General features: G+C 58.9%; 23 protein-coding genes and 4 pseudogenes. 19 read left to right on the plus strand and 8 right to left on the minus strand.

The window, feature by feature from the left end; genetic code table 11:
* The first annotated feature begins 119 nt into the window (after positions 1-119).
* From HLB35_RS09330 to HLB35_RS09350, 5 genes and pseudogenes are all read left to right on the plus strand, one after another.
* Complete coding sequence (locus HLB35_RS09330) at positions 120-857, plus strand: DUF2189 domain-containing protein (protein WP_171702369.1); 738 nt, start codon at positions 120-122, stop codon at positions 855-857.
* A gap of 132 nt (positions 858-989) precedes the next feature.
* The gene (coxB, locus tag HLB35_RS09335; protein ID WP_171702370.1) at positions 990-2,135 is read left to right on the plus strand and encodes a cytochrome c oxidase subunit II; all 1,146 of its coding nucleotides are present in this window, start codon (positions 990-992) and stop codon (positions 2,133-2,135) included.
* A 196-nt stretch (positions 2,136-2,331) separates the two neighbouring features.
* Positions 2,332-3,884 (plus strand): annotated as a pseudogene (ctaD, locus tag HLB35_RS09340) (cytochrome c oxidase subunit I).
* Between the two features lie 18 nt (positions 3,885-3,902).
* Complete coding sequence (locus tag HLB35_RS09345) at positions 3,903-4,469, plus strand: cytochrome c oxidase assembly protein (RefSeq protein WP_171702371.1); 567 nt, start codon at positions 3,903-3,905, stop codon at positions 4,467-4,469.
* Positions 4,462-5,336 (plus strand): annotated as a pseudogene (locus HLB35_RS09350) (cytochrome c oxidase subunit 3). Before HLB35_RS09345 ends, HLB35_RS09350 begins: the two are co-directional and overlap by 8 nt.
* Positions 5,337-5,369: 33 nt before the next feature.
* On the opposite strand, the gene HLB35_RS09355 reads toward HLB35_RS09350, so the two are convergent.
* Positions 5,370-5,561, minus strand: a complete 192-nt coding sequence (locus HLB35_RS09355) for a DUF2909 family protein (RefSeq protein ID WP_171702486.1) — start codon at positions 5,559-5,561, stop codon at positions 5,370-5,372.
* Here HLB35_RS09355 and HLB35_RS09360 point away from each other — a divergent pair.
* The 6 genes and pseudogenes from HLB35_RS09360 to HLB35_RS09385 all read left to right on the plus strand — a co-directional run bounded on the left by HLB35_RS09360 (position 5,557) and on the right by HLB35_RS09385 (position 9,988).
* The gene (locus tag HLB35_RS09360) at positions 5,557-6,324 is read left to right on the plus strand and encodes an SURF1 family protein (RefSeq protein WP_171702372.1); all 768 of its coding nucleotides are present in this window, start codon (positions 5,557-5,559) and stop codon (positions 6,322-6,324) included. The genes HLB35_RS09355 and HLB35_RS09360 overlap by 5 nt on opposite strands.
* Before the next feature lie 11 nt (positions 6,325-6,335).
* Entirely contained in the window at positions 6,336-6,479 is a 144-nt protein-coding gene (locus HLB35_RS09365; protein WP_171702373.1) for a hypothetical protein, read from the plus strand.
* Positions 6,476-6,754 (plus strand): hypothetical protein, encoded by a 279-nt coding sequence (locus tag HLB35_RS09370; RefSeq protein ID WP_171702374.1) that lies wholly within the window; start codon positions 6,476-6,478, stop codon positions 6,752-6,754. Before HLB35_RS09365 ends, HLB35_RS09370 begins: the two co-directional genes overlap by 4 nt.
* 162 nt (positions 6,755-6,916) lie before the next feature.
* Positions 6,917-7,971 (plus strand): annotated as a pseudogene (locus HLB35_RS09375) (COX15/CtaA family protein).
* A complete protein-coding gene (locus HLB35_RS09380) occupies positions 7,964-8,884 on the plus strand; it encodes a heme o synthase (protein WP_171702375.1) in 921 nt (306 codons plus the stop codon). Before HLB35_RS09375 ends, HLB35_RS09380 begins: the two are co-directional and overlap by 8 nt.
* A 294-nt stretch (positions 8,885-9,178) precedes the next feature.
* On the plus strand, positions 9,179-9,988 hold the full coding sequence (locus tag HLB35_RS09385; RefSeq protein ID WP_216601469.1) for an Ldh family oxidoreductase: 810 nt from the start codon (positions 9,179-9,181) through the stop codon (positions 9,986-9,988).
* Between the two features lie 490 nt (positions 9,989-10,478).
* Here HLB35_RS09385 and HLB35_RS09390 read toward each other — a convergent pair whose 3' ends face one another.
* Positions 10,479-10,814 carry a YnfA family protein gene (locus tag HLB35_RS09390; RefSeq protein ID WP_171702376.1) on the minus strand — a complete coding sequence of 112 codons (336 nt, stop codon included), beginning with the start codon at positions 10,812-10,814 and terminating at the stop codon, positions 10,479-10,481.
* A gap of 62 nt (positions 10,815-10,876) precedes the next feature.
* Positions 10,877-11,461 carry a hypothetical protein gene (locus HLB35_RS09395; protein ID WP_171702377.1) on the minus strand — a complete coding sequence of 195 codons (585 nt, stop codon included), beginning with the start codon at positions 11,459-11,461 and terminating at the stop codon, positions 10,877-10,879.
* A gap of 294 nt (positions 11,462-11,755) precedes the next feature.
* Between HLB35_RS09395 and HLB35_RS09400 the strand changes: the two are divergent.
* Positions 11,756-12,887 (plus strand): annotated as a pseudogene (locus HLB35_RS09400) (IS3 family transposase).
* Between the two features lie 37 nt (positions 12,888-12,924).
* Here HLB35_RS09400 and HLB35_RS09405 read toward each other — a convergent pair.
* The 5 genes from HLB35_RS09405 to HLB35_RS17225 all read right to left on the minus strand — a co-directional run bounded on the left by HLB35_RS09405 (position 12,925) and on the right by HLB35_RS17225 (position 16,379).
* On the minus strand, positions 12,925-13,695 hold the full coding sequence (locus HLB35_RS09405) for a DNA methyltransferase family protein (RefSeq protein WP_171702378.1): 771 nt from the start codon (positions 13,693-13,695) through the stop codon (positions 12,925-12,927).
* 155 nt (positions 13,696-13,850) lie between these two features.
* On the minus strand, positions 13,851-14,261 hold the full coding sequence (gene mntA, locus HLB35_RS09410) for a type VII toxin-antitoxin system MntA family adenylyltransferase antitoxin (protein WP_171702379.1): 411 nt from the start codon (positions 14,259-14,261) through the stop codon (positions 13,851-13,853).
* 91 nt (positions 14,262-14,352) lie between these two features.
* A complete protein-coding gene (locus HLB35_RS09415; protein ID WP_216601470.1) occupies positions 14,353-14,547 on the minus strand; it encodes a hypothetical protein in 195 nt (64 codons plus the stop codon).
* A 51-nt stretch (positions 14,548-14,598) separates the two neighbouring features.
* Entirely contained in the window at positions 14,599-15,978 is a 1,380-nt protein-coding gene (locus HLB35_RS09420; RefSeq protein ID WP_328731459.1) for an ATP-binding cassette domain-containing protein, read from the minus strand.
* Between the two features lie 14 nt (positions 15,979-15,992).
* On the minus strand, positions 15,993-16,379 hold the full coding sequence (locus tag HLB35_RS17225; protein WP_235937103.1) for an ABC transporter transmembrane domain-containing protein: 387 nt from the start codon (positions 16,377-16,379) through the stop codon (positions 15,993-15,995).
* Positions 16,380-16,505: 126 nt separating this feature from the next.
* Between HLB35_RS17225 and HLB35_RS09425 the strand changes: the two genes are divergently transcribed.
* The 7 genes from HLB35_RS09425 (at position 16,506) to HLB35_RS16485 (ending at position 23,654) form a co-directional block, all read left to right on the plus strand.
* Entirely contained in the window at positions 16,506-17,750 is a 1,245-nt protein-coding gene (locus tag HLB35_RS09425) for an efflux RND transporter periplasmic adaptor subunit (protein WP_171702380.1), read from the plus strand.
* A complete protein-coding gene (locus HLB35_RS17865; RefSeq protein WP_268895898.1) occupies positions 17,750-19,057 on the plus strand; it encodes an efflux RND transporter permease subunit in 1,308 nt (435 codons plus the stop codon). The genes HLB35_RS09425 and HLB35_RS17865 overlap by 1 nt, the downstream gene beginning before the upstream one ends.
* Positions 19,027-20,871 carry an efflux RND transporter permease subunit gene (locus tag HLB35_RS17870; RefSeq protein ID WP_268895899.1) on the plus strand — a complete coding sequence of 615 codons (1,845 nt, stop codon included), beginning with the start codon at positions 19,027-19,029 and terminating at the stop codon, positions 20,869-20,871. Before HLB35_RS17865 ends, HLB35_RS17870 begins: the two co-directional genes overlap by 31 nt.
* A gap of 118 nt (positions 20,872-20,989) precedes the next feature.
* A complete protein-coding gene (locus HLB35_RS17875; RefSeq protein WP_268895900.1) occupies positions 20,990-21,112 on the plus strand; it encodes a hypothetical protein in 123 nt (40 codons plus the stop codon).
* A gap of 104 nt (positions 21,113-21,216) precedes the next feature.
* Entirely contained in the window at positions 21,217-21,504 is a 288-nt protein-coding gene (locus tag HLB35_RS09435) for a hypothetical protein (RefSeq protein ID WP_235937104.1), read from the plus strand.
* Between the two features lie 45 nt (positions 21,505-21,549).
* Positions 21,550-22,143 carry a PH domain-containing protein gene (locus HLB35_RS18340; RefSeq protein WP_216601471.1) on the plus strand — a complete coding sequence of 198 codons (594 nt, stop codon included), beginning with the start codon at positions 21,550-21,552 and terminating at the stop codon, positions 22,141-22,143.
* A complete protein-coding gene (locus HLB35_RS16485; RefSeq protein WP_216601472.1) occupies positions 22,140-23,654 on the plus strand; it encodes a PH domain-containing protein in 1,515 nt (504 codons plus the stop codon). The genes HLB35_RS18340 and HLB35_RS16485 overlap by 4 nt, the downstream gene beginning before the upstream one ends.

The raw sequence follows: 23,654 nt of genomic DNA on the forward strand, positions 1-23,654 counted from the left end.
GCCAGAAACAGCTAACTCGCCAACAGGGGGCATCCGACACTGGCGGGCATGGCGAAGAAACTACCTCCGCCGCCTCTCAACAACCGCCGATAACCAAGATCTATATCAACTCAGTGGGTATGGATCGACCTAAATCCTGGTTGTTGGCAGGTGTGGAAGATTTCCGCCGGGCGCCGGTTGTCAGCCTGTCTTACGGGATCTTCTGGGTGGGGCTGAGTCTTGCCGTGACTGCAGGTGCGGTGACCATGGGGTTCTGGCACGTACTGCTGCCGCTGATCGCTGGCTTTATGTTCATCGGCCCGCTGGTGGCGGTAGGTACTTATGGCGTTAGCCAGGCAATTGAGCGCGGGCAAACGCCTCATCTGGGGCATGCCCTGGGTTGCTGGCGGCCACATGCTGGCCAGCTGGCAATGATGGGTCTGATGATGATGATCTTCTTTCTGGCCTGGATTCGGCTGGCAACACTTTTGTTCGCGCTGTTCTTCGGCATGAACGTACCCAACGTCGATACGATCTATCTGGCGCTGTTTACTACCCTGCAGGGGCTGACCATGCTGGCGGTGGGAACGGCCATTGGCGGCGTCCTGGCTTTTGGCGCCTTTACTATCAGCGTGGTGGCCATTCCTACCCTGATGGATCGCGACCTCACCTTTATGGAAGGCATTGAAGCCAGTATCCGCAGTGTTGCCCATAACTTCCGCCCGATGCTGCTGTGGGCCGCCATCCTGACGGGCTGTGTGGTCGCGGGTGTGCTGACCTTTTATATCGGGCTGGCACTGGTGCTGCCGGTACTCGGCTATGCCAGCTGGCATGCTTATGAAGACCTGGTGCGCTTTGACGAACCTGCAAAATCCTGAAACAGGCATCCTGGGGCGTGGGGAGCGCCCCCAGGGTGATTGACTCAAAAACTCTAAGGAGACCTGCAAAACCTTAACGCTATTTATTTTCTGGCTGCACTTCCTGACTGATAACAACAAGAGGGGGAATTGATGAGCCGACTTACCTGGGCCGCCCTGGGCGCCGCGTCTCAGCCGTTTTTAACGGCTACCGTACAAGCATCATCTATCAATACATCATCCGGATGGAATATGCCGGTTGGGGTCACCGAGATCAGCCGGGAAGTGTTCGGGCTGCATATGACCATCTTCTGGATCTGCGTCGCCATTGCCGTCGTGGTTTTTGGCGTCATGTTCTACTCGCTGATTGCCTACCGCAAATCCAAAGGCGCCAGCGCCGCGCATTTCCATGAAAATACCGTCGTTGAAATACTCTGGACAGCTGTTCCCATGGTGATACTGGTGCTGATGGCAGTGCCGGCAACCGCCACCCTGAAAAAGATGTACGACACCTCACAGGCCGATATCGACATCCTGGTGACCGGCTATCAATGGCGCTGGCGCTATGAGTATCTTGAAAATGACGTCGAGTTTTTCAGTAATCTGGCCACCCCCAGAGAGCAGATCCACGGAACCCAAGCCAAGGGTAACAACTATCTGGTGGAAGTGGATGAAGCCATGGTGGTGCCCACGGGCCAGAAAATCCGCCTGCTGCTGACCGCCAACGATGTCATTCACTCCTGGTGGGTGCCTGATCTGGCGGTCAAGAAGGATGCCATTCCCGGCTTTGTCAACGAGACCTGGTTCGAAGTGGATGAACCCGGCGTTTACCGTGGCCAGTGTGCCGAGCTATGTGGCAGTGGCCACGCCATGATGCCTATTGAGGTGCGGGCTGTGACCCCGGAAGACTATGCCGTCTGGCTGGAAAGCAAACGCGCCGCCGCCGCTGCTGAAGCCGAAGGCGCCGGGCGTGAGTGGTCAATGGATGAGCTGATGGAGCGCGGCGAGGCGACCTACGCCACCTACTGTGCTGCCTGTCATCAACCGGATGGCAAAGGGGTGCCGCCGGCTTTCCCCGCCCTGGCTGGCGAAGGTATCTCGGTTGATCCGGGTGCGCTGGAAGACCACAAGCAAATCGTGCTGCACGGCAGGTCGGGTACGGCAATGGCTGCCTTCGGGGAAAACCTGTCACCTTCCGAAATTGCGGCAGTGATTACCTACGAGCGTAATGCCTGGGGGAATGAGACGGGTGATGAGGTACAGCCAGCGGAGATTCAGGCCATGCTGGAATCTGAATAGCGTAGCGCTGACAACAACAATCATAAACTGCTCTTAACAACGCTCATAACAAGAAATACGGAAAGCGTATAAAAGAGCGTAAAAACAAGAGGCTAATGTTATGGCATCTGATACGTCGCAAGCGACCGTGCAGGCGAGTACGAGCGGTGTCGCACATGACGGTGCCGCGCACGCATCGCACGGGCCGACTGGCATAATGCGCTGGGTCGTCACCACCAACCATAAAGAAATCGGTTCTCTGTATCTGCTGTTCTCACTGGTAATGCTGTTTGTCGGCGGCAGTATGGCGCTGGTGATCCGAACTGAGCTGTTTCAGCCTGGCCTGCAGTTTATCCAGCCGGAATTCTTTAACCAGATGACCACCATGCATGGGCTCATCATGGTGTTTGGCGCCATCATGCCTGCTTTTGTCGGCCTGGCGAACTGGATGATCCCGATGCAGATCGGCGCGCCGGATATGGCCTTGCCCCGGCTGAACAACTTCAGCTTCTGGCTGCTGCCGGTAGCGTTCGGCATTCTGCTATCCACCCTGTTCATGGAAGGCGGCGGGCCAAACTTTGGCTGGACCTTCTACGCGCCGCTGTCGACCACCTATGCGCCACCTTCTACCAGCTTCTTCATTATGTCGATTCACCTGGCAGGCATCAGCTCGATTCTGGGCGCGATCAATATTATCGCCACCATCTTCAACCTGCGTACGCCAGGCATGCGCCTGATGGATATGTCGCTGTTTGTCTGGACCTGGCTGATTACCGCCTTTTTGCTGATAGCGGTGATGCCGGTGCTGGCGGGTGTGGTGACCATGATGCTGATGGATATCAACTTTGGTACCAGCTTCTTCAATGCCGCCGGGGGGGCGACCCGGTGCTGTTCCAGCACCTTTTCTGGTTCTTTGGACACCCGGAAGTGTACATCATGATTCTGCCGGCCTTTGGTATCGTCTCGCTGATCGTGCCGACCTTTGCCCGCAAGCGCCTGTTTGGCTATGCCTCCATGGTCTACGCCACGGCGGCCATTGCCTTACTTTCTTTCATGGTGTGGGCGCACCATATGTTTACGGTGGGAATACCGCTGGTGGGGGAGCTGTTTTTCATGTATTCCACCATGCTGATTGCGGTCCCCACTGGGGTGAAAATCTTCAACTGGATCGCCACCCTGTTCAGGGGCTCGATTTCCTTTGAAGTCCCCATGCTGTTTGCCTTGGGCTTTATTGTAATGTTCACCATTGGCGGCCTGTCGGGGGTCATGCTGGCCATCGTGCCTGCGGACTTCCAGTATCACGATACCTATTTTGTGGTAGCGCATTTTCACTATGTGCTGGTACCAGGGGCGCTGTTTGCGATCATGGCAGCCGCCTATTACTGGATGCCCAAGTGGACCGGGTATTACGCCAGTGAAACCCTGGGCAAGTGGCATTTCTGGCTGTCGGTGATCGGCGTCAACCTGACCTTCTTCCCCATGCATTTTTCCGGCCTGGCCGGTATGCCGCGGCGCATTCCTGATTACGCCCTGCAGTTTGCCGATTTCAACATGCTTTCTTCAATTGGCGGCTTCCTGTTTGGTTTCTCTCAGCTGATTTTTGTCTGGGTGCTGATCAAAGCCATCCGTGGCAGCGGAGAAAAAGCCCATGCCCATGCCTGGGAAGGGGCGGACGGCCTGGAGTGGACGGTACCCAGCCCAGCGCCATTGCATACCTTTGATACACCACCCCCTTTCGACCCACTGACTGAATCACCGAGTCGTCACTAGCCGCTTTTGGAGGTTGCCATGCGCACAACACAAGCACGTGCCGGAGTCAGGCGAACCGTGATCAAGACGCTCTGCGTTCTGGTGGGCATGGTGGGCTTTACCCTGGCTTTAATACCGCTGTATGACGTCTTTTGTGAAATCACCGGCCTGAATGGCAAGACGGCCAGTTCGGCCCAGGTGGTCAGTGCAGGTGAGGTGGATAAATCCCGTGAGGTGCGGGTTCAGCTGGTCACCCGTACGGGCACTGGGCTTTCCTGGCAGCTGCAGGCGCTGGATCCTGTGATCACCGTGCATCCCGGGGAAATTTCTCAGGCCATGTTCCGATTTACCAATCTGGGCGATATCACCAGTTCAGGCAAGGCGGTGCCAAGTATCACGCCGTCGGCAGGGGCAGAACATTTCCGCAAGGTGGAATGTTTCTGTTTCCAGCAGCAATCGCTGATGGCGGGCGAAACGCTACAGCTTCCGCTGGTCTTCCAGATTGCCCCGGATCTGCCTGAGCATATCAAGACATTAACGCTGGCCTATTCGCTTTATCCAAGCGATGAAGATGAAGTGGTCGCACTGGGAGGCGCGTATGACTAGTCAGTATTATGTTCCCCCTACCAGTAAGTGGCCGATCATTGCCGTGGTAGTGATAGGCAGCACTGCCATTGGCGCCGGTTCCCTGATGAGCTATGGAACGGGTCTGCCGTTTTTGGTGGCAGGGCTGGTGGGGATTGCTCTGGTGATGGCGGGCTGGTTCAGGGATGTGGTCAATGAATCCATGGGCGGGCTCTACGACAGCCAGATGGATCGCTCCTTCCGCCAGGGAATGGCCTGGTTCATCTTCTCGGAAGTGATGTTCTTTGCAGCCTTTTTCGGGGCGCTTTTCTACGTCCGAGTATTTGCCGTGCCCTGGCTGGATGGTGAGGGCGCCAAGGGGGTTACTGCGCTGCTGTGGCCGGAGTTCACCGCCAGCTGGCCCTTGATGGATACCCCGGACCCCAGCATTGGTGGGCCGTGGGAAGTCGTTAACCCCTGGAAGTTACCGCTGATCAACACCCTGATCCTGGTGACTTCCAGTGTGACGCTCACCATTGCCCATCATGCGCTGAAAGCGGCGACCGGCCCAGGCTGCGCCAGTGGCTGATCGTTACCTTGCTGTTGGGGCTGGTGTTTCTGGTGGTTCAGGGCGTCGAGTACGTGGAAGCCTGGAATCATCTGGGCCTGACGCTGCAAGCGGGTATCTACGGCTCGACCTTTTTCATGCTGACAGGGTTTCATGGCCTGCATGTCACCATTGGTGCCATTGTTCTGGCGGTGCTGCTGGTCCGCGTGCTGAAAGGCCATTTCAGCGCTGATAACCACTTTGCCTTCGAAGCCGGTGCCTGGTACTGGCACTTTGTGGATGTGGTCTGGATTGGCCTCTTTCTGTTTGTCTATGTTTTTGAACTAGGTTTTCTGAAATAGGTTTTCTGAGATCGGTTTTCTAAAGCCGCTCGCCTAGCTGAGCTGGCCCTGGGAAAACCCATAGATCAACAGCAGCATCAGCACCACGGCCAGGGTGATGCGCAGTTTCAGAGAGGTCAGCGTACGCCTGGAACTAGAGGCATCCTTGAGCAGAAAACCGGCGCCTGCCGCCAGGCTGGCCAGCATGGCGATAAAGGTAAGGGCGATCAGGAGCTTTAGCATGATCAACTCCACAGCGCTGAAGCGCAGAAATGGCAGGGCATTCAGTCGACCAAATAACCGCCGCCAGGTCAAACGCCTGGTCAGCCTGACGGCTTGGTGGGCGCTCTGGGTGAGCCTGACGGTGGTGGGGCTCTTGCTGGCTCATTGGCAGTGGCAGCGGGCCGCAGAGAAAACCCAGTTGATTGCTCAGCAAGCCGCCACTGAAAAGTTGCACAACCCCCAGGCGGCCCCCGCCAATCTGGCCAAGGTAACGCTCTCAGGCCACTTTCTGGGCGAACAGACCCTATGGCTGGATAACCGGGTGCTGGAGGGGCAGGTCGGGGTTGCGGTACTGACGCCCTTCGTGGCGGATAGCGGCCACTGGTGGCTTGTGCAGCGCGGTTTTATGCCCACCGTGGTGGATCGCAGCGTCGAGCCGGAGGTCAGCACACCGCAGGGGCCACAGGAAATCAGCGGTGTCTGGCAGCATCTTCAGTCAGGCAATCTGGTGCTGGGGGACAACCGCGAAGGTAACCGCCTTCAGTCGGTTGCGCTAAGCCCCTGGCAAGCGCTGACCCAACCGCATTTTCAGGGCGTGCTGCACCAGAATGCCGGCGAGGGCAAGCTGGCAAGCTGGTGGAAGCCTAGCCAGATGCCTCCCGAACGGCACATTGGCTATGCCGTTCAGTGGCTCTTGCTGGCGCTTTTGGCGTTGGTGATGGGCGTGGTCGGGCACCGGGTGCTTTATCAGGACAAGCCTCACAACCGCCGTGAGGAGAGAGCATGAGGGGAGAGACTATGAAAGCCAAACTGCAGTTTATTGTGCTGATAGTGGTGCTGGGGGCGCCCGTGCCGGTTGCCTGGGCGATGCTGCACTGGCAGGTCGGTATCCCGCAGAGCGATGTGGCCCGGGGGAACTGGATCATCAGCTGCCGCCCTTGAACCAGTGGCCGCTGGAATGGCAGGCCAGCAATGAGCGCTGGTCACTGGTGTGGAGCGCACCGCAGGCCTGCGCGGCCGAATGTCAGGCCCAGGCGGATCAATGGTGGCGGATGCACAGAGCCTTGGGGCGCAAGGCAATTCGGGTAGAGCGCCTGCGCCTGAGTGAGCAGCAACAGAAGGTGTTGCCGGGGAAGCCAACCTGCAATGGCAAGGCAGCCCGCCGTCATGGGTGGAGGACTTTCAGGTCTGGCTGGTCGACCCTCAGGGCATCGTAGTGACCCGCTATGCGGCGCTCCCTGATATAGAGGATGTACATAAAGACCTGACGCGTTTGCTCAAACGCAACCCGGAGTAACTGGCCGGAAAACCATATACCCGGAAAACCATATGACCCGGATAAAGATATACCCGGATAACAATAACAAGGGGTCGCTATGATGATAGCTGACGGCAATCTTCAGGAACATGATCGCCATGCCGTTCAACGGGCCTTGCAGTTGGCTGGGCTTGGCGTGGGTTTTACCTTTGTGGTCATTCTTGTCGGTGTCTGGACGCGCCTGGTGGATGCCGGGCTGGGTTGCCCGGACTGGCCTGGCTGCTATGGCGCCCTGGTGGTGCCGGATGCCGAGCGCGCCGCCGGATTCGCACCGGATGCGCCGCTGGATACCTTCAAGGCCTGGGTTGAGATGTTCCACCGCTATATTGCCTCCGGCCTGGGGCTGGTAGCGCTGGCGCTGGCCTGGCTGGGGTGGCGCAATCGGCATATCCCCGGCTATCCGCTGCTGGCAAGCTTTGTATTGCTTGGCCTTATCTGCCTGCAGGGAGCCTTTGGTGCCTGGACGGTTACTCTCCAACTCTGGCCCCAGGTCGTGACCCTGCATCTGATGGGCGGCTTTAGTGTCCTGGCCACTTTTTTCTGGCTATATCGCCGCCTCAAAGCCTGTCGCGACGGCCACCCGCCCAGCTTGAAGCTGCCTGGTCTCTGGTGGCTGGTGGTAGCGTTGCTGGCCTTGCAGGTGGCGCTCGGGGGTGGACATCCAGCAATTACGCCGGTGTGGCCTGCAGCGGGTTTCCTACCTGTAACCACCAGTGGTGGCCTGACTACATGGATTTCAATGAAGGCTTCCACCTGACACAGGAGGTCGGCCCCAATTATCTGTACGGCCAGCTGCACGCCGGGGCACGCACTGCCATTCATTACACTCACCGCCTTGGGGCGCTGCTGCTGGGGGTGGTGCTGTTGGCCCTGGCGCTGCGCTATAGAAACCACGCCCAGGCGCGCCACTGGTTAGGCGTGGCGCTGGGCGCCTATCTGCTGCAGGTCTCACTGGGCATCATTCTGGTATTGAATGCCCTGCCGCTCTCGGTGGCGCTGCTGCACACCGCCGGTGCGGCCTTGCTGATGCTGCTGTTGCTGCAGAGCGGCTGGGCGCTCGGCAACCGTCAATCCACACCGCAAGTCTTTGCTGACAGGAAGGTGGTTCATGCGTAATACAGGACTGGTAATAGATCCAAAGCAGGAACTGGCAGCGTACTTAAACCTGGCCAGAGACTATTTTGAACTGGGTAAGCCTCGCGTGGTGCTGGTCATGCTGATATGTGCCGCCGTTGGCATGGCGCTGGCCGTACCAGGGTTGCCGGACATCTGGCTGGCCATAACCGGGCTGGTGGGGATTGGCCTGGCGGCAATGGGCGCGGCGGCCTTCAACCACCTGCTGGATCGGCGGTTGGACAAGCTGATGCTGAGAACCTCCCGGCGCCCGGTGGCAGAAGGCCGGATTGGTGATTGGCAGGCGGCGGCCTATGCCTGCCTGCTGTCGTTAGCGGGCCTGGGGCTTCTGTGGAGCGAGGTTAATCCGCTGACCGCCATACTGACTGCATCAGCACTCTTGGGCTACGCGGTGATATACACCGCTTTTCTGAAACACGCCACGCCGCAGAATATCACTATTGGCGGGCTGGCCGGGGCCTCACCGCCCCTGCTGGGCTGGACGGCCATGACCGGCCAGCTAAGCCCGGATGCCTTGCTGTTGGTGCTGATCATCTTTGCCTGGACGCCCCCACATTTCTGGGCATTGGCCATCCACAAGCGCGAAGAATACGCCGCTGCCGGTGTGCCAATGCTGCCGGTCACCCACGGTAACAGCTTCACCCGCCTGCAGCTTTGGCTGTACGGCTGGTTGACGGTGGCCGCCACACTTCTGCCATTTGCAACGGGAATGAGCGGCTGGGTCTATCTGCTTGGAGTCATAGGTCTCAACGGCCGGTTCATGTACTGGAACTGGAAAGTCTGGCGCGGCGATGATCCCAAGACTCCGCTGGGCGCTTTCTGGTTTTCCATCCGCTACATCATGTATCTGTTTGGCTGGCTGTTGCTGGACCATTATCTGGCCCTGATGGGCTAATCACTTGAGGGACCCTTATGCGGCGCTCATCCATCGCTATTGTCATTGCCACGGTGCTGATATTGGGCGCCGCCGCAGGGTGGGGCGCCTACTATACTAAACTCCCCATTGATGAGGCACTCTCATGCTGTTCAACACCTGGCCGCGGCTTTAACCGCACCTGCGGTGGCGTTTTTATGATCATTGGTGCCGCACTGCCGCTGCGAACATAAAATGAGCGCTATATAATGTATGACTGATGTAAATGGCTATAGATAGCTGACTGTAATAACAACCGATAATGATGAGGTGCTCATGCAGGTCACTCTGGACGAGATTGAAGCAGCGACCCACCGTGCGTTAATTGCCCACGGTGCCGAACCAACGCCTGCCGCCGCCGTGGCCCATGCGGTGCGCCGGGCGGAGGCCGTAGGCAACGTGATCTGTGGCCTGTATTACCTGGAAAGCTACTGCCTGCAATTGGTATCCGGGCGGGTGAAGGGTGAGGCCAAACCAACGATCAGCCAACCCCGGCCAGCTTCTGTGCTGGCAGATGCTGGCTACGGTTTTGCTCAGCCTGCCTTTGCTGAGGCGCTACCGCTAGCGGTTGCCGCTGCCCAGGCGCAAGGGATAGCCATGCTGGCGGTTTGCCACGCGCACACCTGCACCTCATTGGGTTACTTCACCGAACAGATTGCCGCCCACGGCCTGATTGGCCTTGGCTTTACCAATGCTTCACCGATAGTGGCGCCCCCAGGCGGCACAAAAGCAGCTATTGGTACTAACCCGATTGCCCTGAGCGTGCCAGGTCGCCAGACTGATGACCCGCTGCGCCTGCATTTTGATTTTTCAACCTCAGCAGTTGCCCTTGGCAAGATTACTATGGCCAAGGCAGCGGGCGAGCCGATTCCTGAAGGCTGGGCGATTGACGCAGAAGGTAACCCAACCACCGACCCCGAAGCTGCGTTAGGCGGTTCCCTGGTGAGCGCGGGCGGCTATAAAGGTTGGGGCTTTGGCCTGCTGGCCGAATTGCTGGCGGCGGGGATTGCCGGAGGCGTAAACTCGCTGGATGTCAAAGCGCTCAAGGCACCAGAAGGCGCCCCTCACGACCTGGGACAGTGCTAGCTGCTTGACTCCAGCACCTTTGGGGATCATTTTGATGAACGCTTTGCCCGCCTGGCAGAAGCTGTGAACGAACAGCCAGATGCGCGCCTACCCGGCGCGGTGCGCGAAGAGAAAGTGCTGGTTGAGGTGCCCGATGCGCTATGGAACCGGGTGACCGAATTGGCCAGCGTGGCGGCCTGATTGGTTAATCCAGAGGTCTTCAGCGAGGCGTTTATTCCTGTTCCAAACCATGCGCCAAGAAGGCTTTTGGTGCACTAACAATACAATAATGGACTATGACCACAGAACTCGTTTCCCAACTGCAGCAAAGTTACGACAACGTTCTTTATTGATATGCTTCAGGAGCTTTGCCGCCAGGGGTTGGTAACGCCGATTGAGATCTGAGTTAAGGACTTGGTTCTTCATAAGAAAGGTCTCCGGTCAAGTTCTTGGACGTGTCTATTCAGCGTTTGGAAAGCACATGATGGGAGAAAACCTTGATCACTGGGCATCAAGCCGCTCGGGGCGCAAACATGATAATCGCCATGCCGGTAAGCGCCACCGCTGAACCGAGCAAGTCCCAGCCGGTAGGGCGCACGCCATCCACTGCCCACAGCCATACAATGGCCATAAAGATATACACCCCACCGTAGGCGGCATACACCCGCCCCGATGCGGTAGGGTGCAGCGACAGCAACCACGCAAAGGCCGCCAGGCACAACGCCCCTGGCACTAACAGCCAGATGGTTTTGCCCTCCCGCAGCCACAGGTACGGCAGGTAACAGCCCAGAATCTCCATCAAGGCGGTGACCAGAAACAGCCCCAGGGTTTTGAGGTCTATGGGCAAAGCAGGGCCTCTTTGTTAGTGGTGGTTGTATTGGGTCTGACTGTCATTTGGCTTATCCACTATCACCTCACCAGCCGCCATTGTTCATTTTCCTGCTGGGCTTGGCCGAGGGCGGCCAGCGCTGAGAGCACTTCGCTGACGCCTTTGACCGGTTTGCGTTTGAACTGGCTGGCCAGGCTTTCTGCGCTGTGGGGGCTGGCGGCGAGCATATCGCGCAGCAGGGTGACTTGGGTGGCGAGGTCTTTGGGCCAGCTGGCCTTGGTTTTGTCGGCAGCGGGGGCGGCGTCGGCGCGGGTGGCGCTGGCCATTTCGGCCTGGGTCGGGGCGGCTTCTTGCGGCGCCTGATACTCTGGGCGCAGCCAGCGCACCTTGCCTTGGGCTTCTTCGGCGGCGCGTTCTTTGTTGATGGCCACCAGGCGCATCAGCAGTTCTTCTTCGGCTTGGGCTTGGGCGGCGGGTTTGTCCGGCAGTGGGGTGGTGGCGCCGGGCAGGCCGACCAGTTGTTCGGCGAGATCCTCCCAGCCGTAGGCGCTGAATACCGCGCGGTCAAGTTTGTCGTGATCATCCAGCAGAGTGCTGACCAGCCCTTGCTGGTTGATGGTTTGTTCTTTCTGGGTCAGGGATTCTCCGGCGCGGAGCTTTTCCATGACGTTATAGATACCGGTCAGCGTCAGCGCGGGGTGTTCGGCCTGCTGGCGCTTGCGGTGGGCGTCGATCTGCTCGGCGAGTTGGCCGATTTTTGCGGCCTGCTCGTCGCTGGGTTCAGGGAATGGGAAAGTCTCAAAGGAACGAGATACAACATAGGTTGGCCTATCTTCTAGCGTGCTTCCTGTTGCGATAGACCAAGTGAAATGTAATTTTGAGGATAGAACCTGAAGTGGACCCCAAAATTTGGACAGGTGCCTAAGCTATGATTCATCATCTCCACAAGGAGGAGAATCATGAGCAAGAAACGCAAACAATACAGCGCATCATTCAAGTCCAAAGTCGCTCTGGCCGCCATCAAGGGCGACCAGACCACATCCGAAATTGCTGCTCGTTTTCAGATCCACCCCACCATGGTCAGCACCTGGAAGCGCGACTTGCTGGAGAACGCTACCGACCTCTTCGAAGGCAAGAAGAAGGTCGGCAAGCAATCCGATGAGCCCAGCACAGACGAGCTGTACCGTGAGATTGGTCGACTGACGGTGGAACGCGATTTTTTGTCGCGCAAGCTCGATCAGTAAGCCGCCAACAGCGGTTGGCAATGATCGAGCGTGGTCATCCCCAAATCAGTCTTTCACGCCAGTGCGAGCTGCTCAAGCTGAGCCGCTCATCGGTGTACTACGTCCCTCGTGAGCCATGTCAGGAGGATCTGGACCTGATGTATCTGATTGATCAGCAACACCTGGAAACGCCGTACTATGGCTCTCGCAAGATGCGTGCCCATTTGCAGCACCAGGACTATCGGGTCAATCGGAAGCGGGTGCAGAGGCTGATGCGCACCATGGGCATTCAGGCGGTGTATCCACGCCCCAGAACCAGCATTCCGGGCGACGGGCACAAGGTTTATCCGTACCTGCTCAAAGGGCTGAAAATCGACCGCCCCAACCAGGTGTGGGCAACAGATATCAGCTATATTCCGCTGGCCCGGGGCTTCATGTATCTGGTCGCCATCATCGACTGGTACACCGCAAGGTGCTGTCCTGGCGGGTCTCCAACACCATGGACACAGACTTTTGTGTCGATGTCCTGGAGGAGGCTCTACAGCGCCATGGAGCGCCGGAGATCTTCAATACCGATCAGGGTGTCCAGTTCACCAGTGAGGCCTTCACAAACGTTCTCAAAGATCATGGCATCCGGATCAGCATGGACGGCAAGGGCTGCTACCATGACAATATATTCGTGGAACGGCTCTGGCGCAGCGTCAAATACGAGTGTGTTTACCTTGCCGCTTTCGAGGATGGACAACACTTGAAGCAGGCGCTCCACCGGTACTTCTGGCATTACAATCAGACCCGGTACCACCAAACCCTTGATTACCAAACGCCCGATGAGGTGTACTACGGGCAACCCATATCTCTGGCAGCCTGAGTCAGGGAAACAACCGGATTATAGCTTAGGGATACCATCAGGTTGTCCAACTGATTGGGTCCACCTCAACCCCCAACTCAAAACTCTCTGCAATAGCAATTGCAATGAGTTTGCTATCAGGTAATGTTTCGGTTGATAAATATTGAAAAAGTCTATGCTTAGATGTTTTTACGGTAGCAATGTACCTGTCGATGTCGTTCATCGAGTTTCTGAGATCAGTATTTTTTCTTCCAAAAAGCCACCAATTTTGTCTCCGATAAGGTTCTCTATTTTGGTCTCTCTCAGGCTTAACCCGCTCTAATATCCACTGATATACAGACGGATAATCATTACGTACTTCATCAATCGATAGACCATGAAGATCAATAATGAGCACATCTCTAGGTTTTTGAGTTAAATCTCTTCCATTTCTGTATTCACGAATTACTTTGGCTAGCTTTCCATCTGCCTCATAACCAAGTGACTTAGCTTCTTCGCGAGACAGTACAAAGCCCATACCATGAGGTTTCACTCCCTCAGCACACAAATTTTCATTGGACTTTAGCGGCTTTGCTCCCGCCACATCTGCGCCAATCGTTAAATCGGCAAACACTTCACCCTCACGGCGATTCAGCACTACATCGCGGGCTTCGCGGTGTTCGTCGCTGCTTTCCTGGGTGACCTGCTGCAATAGCCCTGGCGTTTCACCGGCGCGGCCGACGGTCATGGCGATGCGCACGGCGCCGCCGTCGTTGCCATCCACCCAGGGGTGATCAGGAATCGCAAAGGTCAGCGAAAGCGGCTTTTTGGCATCGTTTAAAGGCTTCAATAGCATCCGGCGTGGCAACGGCAGCGGGTGAGTCGAACATCGGCAAACATCCTTTCCGGCAGGTTGTAGTCTGGAAAGGATGTTAGCACGTCAGGCAGAAGGTGGACGCGGAACCTGCTGGATGCAGCGCCTGAGTGATTCGAGCTTTTGGGCAACTAGTCCTTCATCCATTGGCGGCGGCGTCCTTCAAGTATGCGTTTCTGATAGGGAACAAAATCTTCGTTTTCCATGATGTTGCGATAGATAAGATCCCCCCACAGGTGGCGAGTGCCTGCTACTTGCTTGCCGCTGCCGACAATCTGGTCAAGCAGAGGCTGGCCAACGGTACGCAGGTCGATCAGATCTACCGGGCGTTTGAAGGCCAGTGCAATGGCTTTTGTTAAGGCGATGCGCTCAGCTGCGCTCATGGGGCGTGGCATCTGTACGGCAATATCAATATCGCTATCTGGTGTTTCGCTACCGCTGGCCATGGAACCAAACAGCACCGCCAGCTGAACCTGCGGAAACCTTGCCAGCAGGGTTTGAAGTATGTCCAGCGTCTGAGGGTCCGGCGAAGCAAGTGCCATGATAGCTGCCTACACGTTGCGAGTGCCTAGCAAGTATATCAGATGCCCACAGGCCGCTACCCCAGGGTGATGTTGATCACCACCAGCATCATCAGTGCGCCGACGGCGGGCCAGGGCTGCGCAGCACCACACCGAACAGGGTCAAGGGGATGAGCACTGTCAGGCCTGCCATCAGGTGGGGGAATTCGGCCAAGCCGCTTTGGGACATGCTAAACAGGTAGATAAGCCCCAGCAGGCCAAGCAGCAGCGAGAACCAGACGCGGCGGTCACGTAGACGGGGTGGCATGGTCGTTAACCTCCTGATGAGTTGAGCACTGAATGAGTTGAGTGGCAGTGTTCAGTGAGCTTGAGCAACAGGCGCCTCAGCGCCAAACTGCAGGGCGGCCAGGTGGCGGTACAGGTTGCTACTCTGAATCAGCTCGCTATGGGTGCCTGACGCCACCAGCTGGCCATCCTTGAGTACCAGCAGGCGGTCAGCGTTGACCACGGTGGCCAGGCGATGGGCAATCACGATGCTGGTGCGCCCCTGCATCAGGCGGTCCAGCGCCTGCTGTACCAGCCGTTCGCTTTCGGCATCCAGGGCGCTGGTGGCTTCATCCAGCAGCAGTACAGCCGGGTTCTTGAGCAGAGCGCGGGCAATCGCCAGACGCTGGCGCTGGCCGCCGGAAAGCTGCACACCGCCTGGGCCAAGCGGGGTGTCAAAGCCATTGGGCAGGGCATCAATAAAGCCCAGCGCACTGGCATCCTGGGCGGCGCGGCGCAACCTGTCGAGGTTGGCATTAGGGTCGCCATAGCGCAGGTTGTCCGCCACCGAGCCGCTGAACAGCACCGGCTCCTGAGCCACCAAGCCCATAGTGGCGCGCAGCTGGTTGAGATCAAGCGTGCGGATATCCACACCATCAAGCAGCACGCGGCCTGCCGCCGGGTCGTAAAAGCGCAGCAGCAGCCCCAGTAGGGTACTTTTGCCCGCCCCGGAGGGGCCTACCACGGCGACCTGTTCACCGGCTTGAATAGTAATGTCGATGCCATCCAACGCCGCAAACGTGCGCCCTGGATAGGTAAAGTGAATGTTGCTGAGAGTGAGAGCGCCCTGGGCGGGCTGTTTCAGGGTGGCGAGGGCCTTGGGCGCCTGGATGCTGGGTTGAGTATCGAGCAGTTCCAGCAGCCGCTCGGCGGCTCCGGCGGCGCGTTGCACATCACCAGCGACTTCCGCCAGGGTAGCCACCGCCCCGGCGGCCAGTATGGCGTAAAAGATAAACGCTGACAGCTCGCCGGGGCTTAAGGTGCCTGCTAGCACCGCCTGCCCGCCTTGCCAGAGCATCAGGCCCACGGCGCTGAAGATCACCAGTAAGGCGATGCCGGTAAGCCAGGCGCGCTGGAGGGTGCGCGCCACCGCTGAGCTAAACGCCTGCTCAACCCGCTGGCGGTAGTGGCGCTTGTCCTGCGCTTCATGGGAAAACGCCTGCAGGGTCTGAATGCCGCGCAGCGCTTCTTCGGCATAGCGGCCAAGCTCGGCCACCCTGTCCTGGCTGGTGCGCGACAGCCGACGCACCCGGCGCCCGTACCAGACAATCGGCAAAAGGGTCGTAGGGATGCCGATGAGCACCATGGCCGAAAGCCACGGCTGGGTGATCAGCATCAGCACAACAGCGCCTATCAGCATGACCAGATTGCGCAACGCCATGGAAATGGAAGAACCAAACAGGCTCTGCAGCACACTGGTATCGGCGGTCAGCCGCGAGGCGATATCACCGGCTGAGCGCCCTTCGCTGGCGCTTTCAAAAAGCTTGGCTCCAAGCTCAGCAGGTGATCGAATACCTGCTGGCGCAGATCAGCGGCGAGGCGCTCGCCAATCCAGCTCACCTGGTAATAGCGCAGCGCCGATGCCATGGCCAGCACGCTGACCACGCCCAACATCAGGCCCAGAGTCTTGCCTAGCGCCTGGGCGTCTTCAGCGAGAAAGCCATTATCAATTACTAGTCGTAGCCCGTTGCCTAGCGCCAGCACGCTGCCGGACGCCAGCAGCAGGGCCAGGCCCGCCAGGGCAAGGCGCAGCCTATAAGGGCGCAGTAAGCTTAATAATCTAAACAGTACACGGTGGTTCGGGCGTTGACTCATGAGCGGCCTTTTTGTGCTGCGCGGGTGTGTCGCAGGCTGTATTGTACAACCTTTAACAGCGGTACAGACCTTAAGTGCGACAATGCGTTATCATGGCTTTGACTTATTCTATACATAGATATCCTTATGCTTAAACGTTTAATTCCCGTTATCATTCTGGCCCTTGGGGTGGGCGGTTTTATGGCACTGCGTCTGACGCGTCCGGAGCCGGTGCCCGTTGAGGCTCAGGAACGCAGTTGGCCGGTAGAGGCGCTGGCAATCTCGCTGAGCGAGCATGTGCCGTTACTGCCGCTTTATGGTGAAGTGGTGGCGCCTGAGATGGTCAATCTAGTAGCGCCCATTGCGGCCCGCGTGACGGCCCGTCCGGTCAGTGATGGCCAGCGGGTGGCTGAGGGTGAGCTGTTGGTGGCGCTGGATGATGAGGATCTGCTATCGCCGGTGCGCCAGGCCGAGGCCGAGGTAGCCGACCTGAAAGCTCAGCTGGAAAATGAACGTATTCGTCATGAGAACAACCGTCAGCTATTAACCCAGGAACGCAACATTCTGGCCAGTGCCAACCGCCAGCTTGAGCGTAGCCGCTCGCTGGCAGGGCGCAACTTGACATCTCAGGCCGATGTTGATGCTGCCCGGGATGCCGTGGCCCGCGCGCAGCTGAGTGTTGCCAACCGGGAAAGCGCGATTGCCGAGTATCCCTCGCGGCAGGCGAGTCTGGAAGCGCGCCTGTCCCGCGCGCGAGTGGTGGAGGAAAACGCCCGTCGTGATCTGGCTCGTGGCCGTGTAGAAGCGCCTTTTGATGGCCGGGTCACCCGTGTTGACGTGGCCCCCGGTGATGATGTCGCCGCCCGGGCATCGCTTTTGTCACTCTTCCCCTTGGATGGCCTGGAAGTGCGCGCACGTATTCCACGCCGTTTTCAAACGGAGCTGGAAGCCGCGCTCGATGCGGGCACGCCCCTGGTGGCCGTAGGTGAAGGCGGACAGCGCTTCAGGCTGGAACGTCTGGCGGGAGAAAGTGACCCCATCGGTATCGAAGCCATTTTTGCAGTGGAGGACGAGGCCAGCGGGCTACGCCCTGGCGCCATGGTCACGCTGCAGCTGCGCCGCCCGGCGGTGGAAGACGCCCTGGCAGTGCCTTATGCCGCTCTGCATGGCGCTGACCTGATTTACCGTATCAACGCCGATAATCGCCTTGAGCGCCAGCGGGTCGAGCGCTTGGGTGAAGTTCGCCAGCGCGACGGTGGACGCTGGCTGCTGGTACGCGCCGAAGCGTTGAATGACGGCGAGCGTATCATGTCGACCCATTTGCCCAATGCGGTGCAGGGCCTGCGGGTGGAAGTGACTAACGCGCCAGCAGCAACAGGGCAGGATTCATGATGCAACGCGGTGGCCTGATCGGTTTTTTTGTCCACCACAGGGTGGCCGCCAATCTGATAATGCTGGTGATGCTGCTGGGCGGTGCGCTGGGCATTGCGCGTATGAATATCCAGTTTTTCCCGACCTTTGCGCTGGATGTGGTCAGCGTGCGGGTAGTGTGGAGCGGTGCCTCTGCCGAAGATATTGAACAGGGCATCACTAACCCCCTTGAGCAGCGCCTGCGCAGCCTGGATAGCCTGAAACGCATGACCTCGACCTCAGCCCAGGGGATTTCCAACATCACCCTGGAGTTTGAGGAAGGCAGCGATCCTGTCCTGGTGCTGGATGACGTGCGCCAACAGGTGGATAGCTTTACCAACCTGCCAGCGGATGCCGAAGCCCCGGAAGTATCGCGCCTGGCCCGCTATGAGCCGGTGGCCCGCTTGCTGGTGCACGGCAATATGTCGCCTCAGGAACTGCGCCAGGTAACTCAGCGCTTTGAAGACGAGCTGCTGATGAATGGCATTGACCGGATTGAAATCAATGGCCTGCCTGCTCAGCAAATCAGTATTGAAGTGCCTTCTGAACGCCTGCAGACGCTGGGGCTTTCGCTTGAGGAAATTGCCTCTCGGGTGCAAAGCATGTCTCGGGACTTACCTGCCGGGCTGCTGGGCCAGCAGGACAGCACCCGCGAACTGCGCTCGCTGGAGCAGCGCCGCGATGCGCTGGGGTTTGAAGATGTCACGGTGATGAGCAGTGACCGCCTGCAGCTGCGCCTGGGGGATATTGCCATCATCCATCAGGAAGCACGCGAAGGGGAAGTGACCCTTTCCTATGGTGGCGAGCCCGCTGCAGAGATGATTCTTCAGCGCGCCGAAAGCGGCGACTCGCTGGCGTCAGCCCAACGTCTGGATAACTGGTTAAAGCAAGCGCGCCCGACCTTGCCGCCTGGGGTCGAGCTTGAGGTGTTTGATGAGTCCTGGCAGCTGATTGACGAGCGTATTTCGCTGCTGCTGGTGAACGGCCTGACCGGTCTGCTGCTGGTCGTTGTGCTCTTATACTTTTTCCTCCCCGCTCAGGTGGCGTTCTGGGTGGCGGTGGGGATTCCGACCGCGTTTATGGCATCCCTGGGCGTGTTCTGGCTGATTGGCGGTTCGATCAACATGCTGTCGCTGTTTGCGCTGATCATGGCGCTGGGGGTGATTGTCGATGACGCTATTGTGGTGGGTGAAGATGCCGATGCCCATCATCGCATGGGGGAAGATCCTCGGCTGGCCTCCGCAGGGCCGCGCGGCGTATGTTGTGGCCGGTGGTGGCGTCCTCGCTGACCACGGTGGCGGCGTTTATGCCGCTGTTGATGGTGGGCGGGGTGATCGGCAATATCCTCGGTGATATTCCGGTGATCATGATCTGCGTGTTGATCGCCTCCTTGATGGAATGCTTTATTGTTCTGCCTGCCCACTTGCGCAACGCCTTTCTGCCGAAAAAGACACCTGCCAAGCAACCCCGCCGTTCAACATTCAGCGTGGAGCGGCTGCGAGAAGGCTTCGAAGCGCGCTTTGATGCGTTCCGCGAAGGGCCTTTCCGGCGCTTTTCGATGTTTACTCTGCGTCACCGTGGCGCCACAGTGGCGTCTGCACTGGCGGTGACCCTGGTCACCGCTGGGCTTCTGGCCGGTGGGCGCGTGGGCTTCAACTTCTTTCCATCGCCCGAATCAAGCATTATCTACGCGAACGCCAGCTTTGTGGCGGGCACCGAGCGTTCCCGGATGGAAGACTTTGTTGACCACCTGCAAACCGCGCTGGAAGAAACCGACGAGGCAATGGGCGGCGGCCTGGTGCGTACGGCGGTCTCTCACTATGGCACCAGCCAGTCTGGCGACGGGTCTGCCCGCAGCGGCGATGGGGTGGGCTCAGTGATGGTGGAAATGATCTCGCCGGATGCCCGCGAGGTGCGCAATGCCGCCTTTATCGAGGCCTGGCGGGAGCGCATCCGGCAGCCCGCTGGACTGGATAGCCTGAATATCAACGAACGCGCGGCAGGCCCGCCGGGCAAGGATGTTAATGTGCGCCTGACTGGCGAAGACGCCGAAGGGCTGCGAGAAGCAGCTGACCGCCTGGGCCAAGGGATGGCCGGGTTGCCTGGGGTGTTGAGCACCGCAGATGATATGCCCTGGGGGCGCGAGCAGCTGATCTATCGGGTTAACGCCTACGGTGAGGCGCTGGGTTTAACTACAGCCGATCTGGGTAACCAGCTGCGTACTGCTTTTGATGGCCAGATTGTGCAGATTCACCAGTCTGGCGCGGATGAAATTGAAGTGCGTGTCCAGCTGCCCAGAGAGCAGCGCGAAAGCCTTTCGACCCTGTCGCAGCTGGCGGTCAATCTGGCCGATGGCCGCAAGGTGCCGCTTGCCCAGGTGGTGGAATTCTCCCATCGCCAGGGCTTTGAGACATTGCGCCACGCCGAAGGCCAGCTGGCGGTCGAGGTCACGGCGGAAATCAACGGCGAAGTAACGTCAGCCGAGGAGGTGCTTGATAGCCTTTCCGCTGAGCTGATTCCTCAGTTGGAGCGCGAGTATTTCCTCCAGGCCAGCTTTGAAGGGCGCGCCGCTGACCAGCGTGAAACCCTGGCGGATATGCGCACCGGCCTGGTGATCGGGCTGGGGCTGATGTACGGCGTCTTAACCTGGGTGTTTGCGTCCTGGAGCCTGCCATTGATTGTGATGGCGATTATCCCCTTCTCGCTGGTAGGGGCCTTGCTGGGCCACTGGGCGCTGGGTATCGATCTGACGATACTGTCGCTGTTTGGTCTGTTCGGGCTCTCCGGTATCGTGGTGAACAACGCCATTATTCTGGTCAGCTTCTACCGCCAGCAGCGCGATAAGGGGCTGGACATTACCGCGGCCCTCAACGAGGCGGTGGTGCAGCGGGTCAGGGCGGTGCTGCTGACCTCATTGACCACCATTGGTGGCCTCTTGCCGCTGCTGTTTGAAACTTCGCTGCAGGCCCAGTTCCTGATCCCGATGGCCACCTCGATTGCCTTTGGGCTAGGGGGCTCTACCTTTCTGGTGCTGCTGGTGATTCCGGCCTTGCTGTCCTGGCTGGAAAATGCCCGCGAGAGAATGCGGCCGCAAAAGGGTTGAAACGCCAGATTGCTATCAGGCTACTATTAATTCACGATTCACGATTCACTATTCACTATTCACGATTCACGATTCACGATTCACGATTCACGATTCACGATTCACAAAAGAGACCGCCATGACGACGTCAACCACACCCAATACCGCCCAGCCTACTCGCCTGCCTTGCCGGGGCTGCACCGCTGACTGCAAGAACTTTGCCACCTGTGGCGGCCGCCCCTGGCGGATGCCAGCGCGCTAATAGCGCACAAGCCCACCTAGTGCGAGGTATTTAATGAGGATAAAACTCACCGCTGGCCCGGCGGCACTGGCCGCCGGGCTGGTAATAGCACTACTACTGGCCGGATGCGACAGCGATGCGGCCAAGCCGCGGAGGTCACACTCGCCGTACTGGTCGCCAATAGCAGTGCCCATGACGAGCAAAACGTGGTCACTGAAGGCCGGGTGCGCTCATTTGATGAGCCGCTGCATTACTGGATCGAAGATGTTGATCTCAATCGGGTGGAAATCAAACCGCACGAACTGATTGCCCCGTACCTGGGTAAGGAAGTGAAAGTGGAAGGCCACTTCAGTTTCTCACGGGAAACTGGCCGCCTGCTGCAGGTCGAAAACGTCAGCCCGGTTAACCCCTGAGCTAGCCTGCCCGCTGGCGATCAGTTCCAGCACCTGATGACCTGGGTGCGACAGCCCACAGATAGTCACGAAATGGCAGAATCGCTGATGATTGAGCAGGCAAACCCTGTACTTGAACCAGACCGTTTTACGCCTCTGCAGGAGGCGGATTTCCAGCCGGTAGATCCCGCCTACCTGAAGCAGTTGCGGCTAACGCTGCTACCTGTCCTGCTACTGGCTGCGCCCCTTGGGTGGCAGCTGTACCAGCTACCCATTAGCCTGCCGCTGGTGGCCAGCCTCGCTCTGCTGATCCCCGGCGTTGCTGTACTCCTGATGGCCCTGTTCTGGGCGCCCAGGCGTTATTGGCTGACCGGCTATTGCCTGCGCCAGCATGACTTGCATTTGCGTACCGGCGCGCTGTGGCGATGCACCACCTCGGTCACCCTCAACCGCATCCAGCATCTTGAAGTCAGCCAAGGGCCGCTGGAGCGCTTGTTGGGCATTGCCCGCCTGCTGGTCTACACCGCTGGTGGCAGTGGCCAGGATTTGGCCATTCCAGGTTTAGCAAAGGCGCGTGCCGACCAGCTAAGGCTGCACGTGCTACAGCAACTGGGTGAGCCTGAAGCAGGGGAGCGGGAGGCAGCGGAGGGCGACGCATGAAGCCTGGCGACGATTCTTGCCAGCCCGTTCACTGGCAGCGGGTGTCACCGGTTGCCGTTGTGTTCTTTGCCTTGCACGGGCTGCGTCGGCTGGTGGGCGCATCGGCTAACCTGGCGCCCTTGTTGGTGGTGGTACTGTTCAATGACACTCTGCGCCAGCTGGCCATCCAATACGGGCCGCTGGCTGCATTTTTGCTGTTAATAGGTGGAGCGCTGGCCTGGTATCTGACTTTCCTGTATGACGTCAGCGACGAACGAATCCTGCTGCGCCAAGGCGTCTTTCGGCGCCGCACGCTGACGCTGGATTTTCAGCGCGTGCAGCAGGCTGATGTGCAGGTGCCCTGGTATTATCGGCCCTTTGGGCTGGCCGTGCTTAGCCTTGATAGCGCTGGCGCCAGCGGTGAGACGCTGCATTTATCCGGCATTCCAGCGGCGCGCGCCGAAGATCTGCGCGAGCAGATTCTGATCGTACGTGCCCAGGCGGCTCCCGCGGCAACAGAGACGCAAGAGCCCGATGCCAGCGCCGATTTCAGCCTGTCTCTGCCCCGTTCTGAAGTGCTCCGCTATGGACTGATGCACAACACTCTGCTGGTCATCTTGCCGGTGCTGGCTCCCTTTTCGGAGGTGCTGCTGCGCCGTCTTGAAGAACTCATCGCCGTGATCGCGCCTAACTGGCTGACCGCCGAGTCCCTGGCCGGAGGGCAGCGGTTTCTGGCGGTTGGCGGGCTGCTGTTCGGCATGCTGCTGTTACTGGCGCTGGTTTCGGTGGTGCTGGGGCTGGTGCGTTATCACGGCTATCGGCTGGAGCGCCATGCTGAGCAGTTCCGCTATCGCGCTGGTTTGACGACTGTATTGACCCGCAGCGTGCGCAGGCAGCGCATTCAGATGGTGACGGTACGCCTTAGCTGGATGGGGCGACTGTTGGGGCGACATTCGCTGGTGATCAGCAAGGCCGGTGATCGGCAGGCAGGCCAGGACACCGAGCGTTTTGTGGTACCGGTACTGAACAGGCCTGCCCTGGAAGCGCTGGCGCAGGAGCTGCACTTGCCGCACCAGCCAGCCTGGCAGCGTCCGCATAGCGGCGCCATGTTGACGGGGGCCTGCCGCTGGTGGGTGCTGGGTGCACTCCTGATCGGCAGCCTGATGCTGCAAGGGGCGCCGGGTTCTCTACTGGTCTCGTTGGCGGCGGTGGCGCTTGTGATCAGCATGGTTTCCGCCCTCGGCTGGTGGCGCCTGCGGCTGTGCCGCGAGGCAAGCTGGGTGGGGCTTCGTCAGGGGTGTTTGGGCGCACTGTGCGCTGGGTGCCGACCGCACGCGTGCAGTCCGTGTCGCTTTTGCAGCCCCTTTGGCAGCGCCGTTTGGGGCTGGCCAGCCTGGATGTGCGCGCCGCCGGCGGGCGGATTACGTTGCCCTGGATGCCACGTGAGCAAGCAGAGCGCTGGCGCGACGAATTATTGTGTGAAGTGGCCAGCGGCGATATTTTATAGAAATATCAAAAGATTGGTTTGGTAA

Origin of the sequence: Vreelandella azerica, from assembly GCF_013112225.1 — a bacterium.
Classification (GTDB): Bacteria; Pseudomonadota; Gammaproteobacteria; order Pseudomonadales; family Halomonadaceae; genus Vreelandella; species Vreelandella azerica.

Bases quoted from the DNA above. Each gene is read 5' to 3' on its own strand.
- HLB35_RS16485 (WP_216601472.1), top strand. From the start codon at position 22,140: ATGAAGCCTGGCGACGATTCTTGCCAGCCCGTTCACTGGCAGCGGGTG.
- HLB35_RS09385 (WP_216601469.1), top strand. From the start codon at position 9,179: ATGCAGGTCACTCTGGACGAGATTGAAGCAGCGACCCACCGTGCGTTA.
- HLB35_RS09360 (WP_171702372.1), top strand. From the start codon at position 5,557: ATGATCAACTCCACAGCGCTGAAGCGCAGAAATGGCAGGGCATTCAGT.
- HLB35_RS09345 (WP_171702371.1), top strand. From the start codon at position 3,903: ATGCGCACAACACAAGCACGTGCCGGAGTCAGGCGAACCGTGATCAAG.
- HLB35_RS17870 (WP_268895899.1), top strand. From the start codon at position 19,027: ATGTTGTGGCCGGTGGTGGCGTCCTCGCTGACCACGGTGGCGGCGTTT.
- HLB35_RS17865 (WP_268895898.1), top strand. From the start codon at position 17,750: ATGCAACGCGGTGGCCTGATCGGTTTTTTTGTCCACCACAGGGTGGCC.
- mntA (WP_171702379.1), bottom strand. From the start codon at position 14,261: ATGGCACTTGCTTCGCCGGACCCTCAGACGCTGGACATACTTCAAACC.
- coxB (WP_171702370.1), top strand. From the start codon at position 990: ATGAGCCGACTTACCTGGGCCGCCCTGGGCGCCGCGTCTCAGCCGTTT.
- HLB35_RS09425 (WP_171702380.1), top strand. From the start codon at position 16,506: ATGCTTAAACGTTTAATTCCCGTTATCATTCTGGCCCTTGGGGTGGGC.
- HLB35_RS09415 (WP_216601470.1), bottom strand. From the start codon at position 14,547: ATGCCACCCCGTCTACGTGACCGCCGCGTCTGGTTCTCGCTGCTGCTT.
- HLB35_RS09330 (WP_171702369.1), top strand. From the start codon at position 120: ATGGATCGACCTAAATCCTGGTTGTTGGCAGGTGTGGAAGATTTCCGC.
- HLB35_RS09380 (WP_171702375.1), top strand. From the start codon at position 7,964: ATGCGTAATACAGGACTGGTAATAGATCCAAAGCAGGAACTGGCAGCG.
- HLB35_RS09395 (WP_171702377.1), bottom strand. From the start codon at position 11,461: ATGGAAAAGCTCCGCGCCGGAGAATCCCTGACCCAGAAAGAACAAACC.
- HLB35_RS09365 (WP_171702373.1), top strand. From the start codon at position 6,336: ATGAAAGCCAAACTGCAGTTTATTGTGCTGATAGTGGTGCTGGGGGCG.
- HLB35_RS17225 (WP_235937103.1), bottom strand. From the start codon at position 16,379: ATGAGTCAACGCCCGAACCACCGTGTACTGTTTAGATTATTAAGCTTA.
- HLB35_RS09435 (WP_235937104.1), top strand. From the start codon at position 21,217: ATGCGACAGCGATGCGGCCAAGCCGCGGAGGTCACACTCGCCGTACTG.
- HLB35_RS17875 (WP_268895900.1), top strand. From the start codon at position 20,990: ATGACGACGTCAACCACACCCAATACCGCCCAGCCTACTCGCCTGCCT.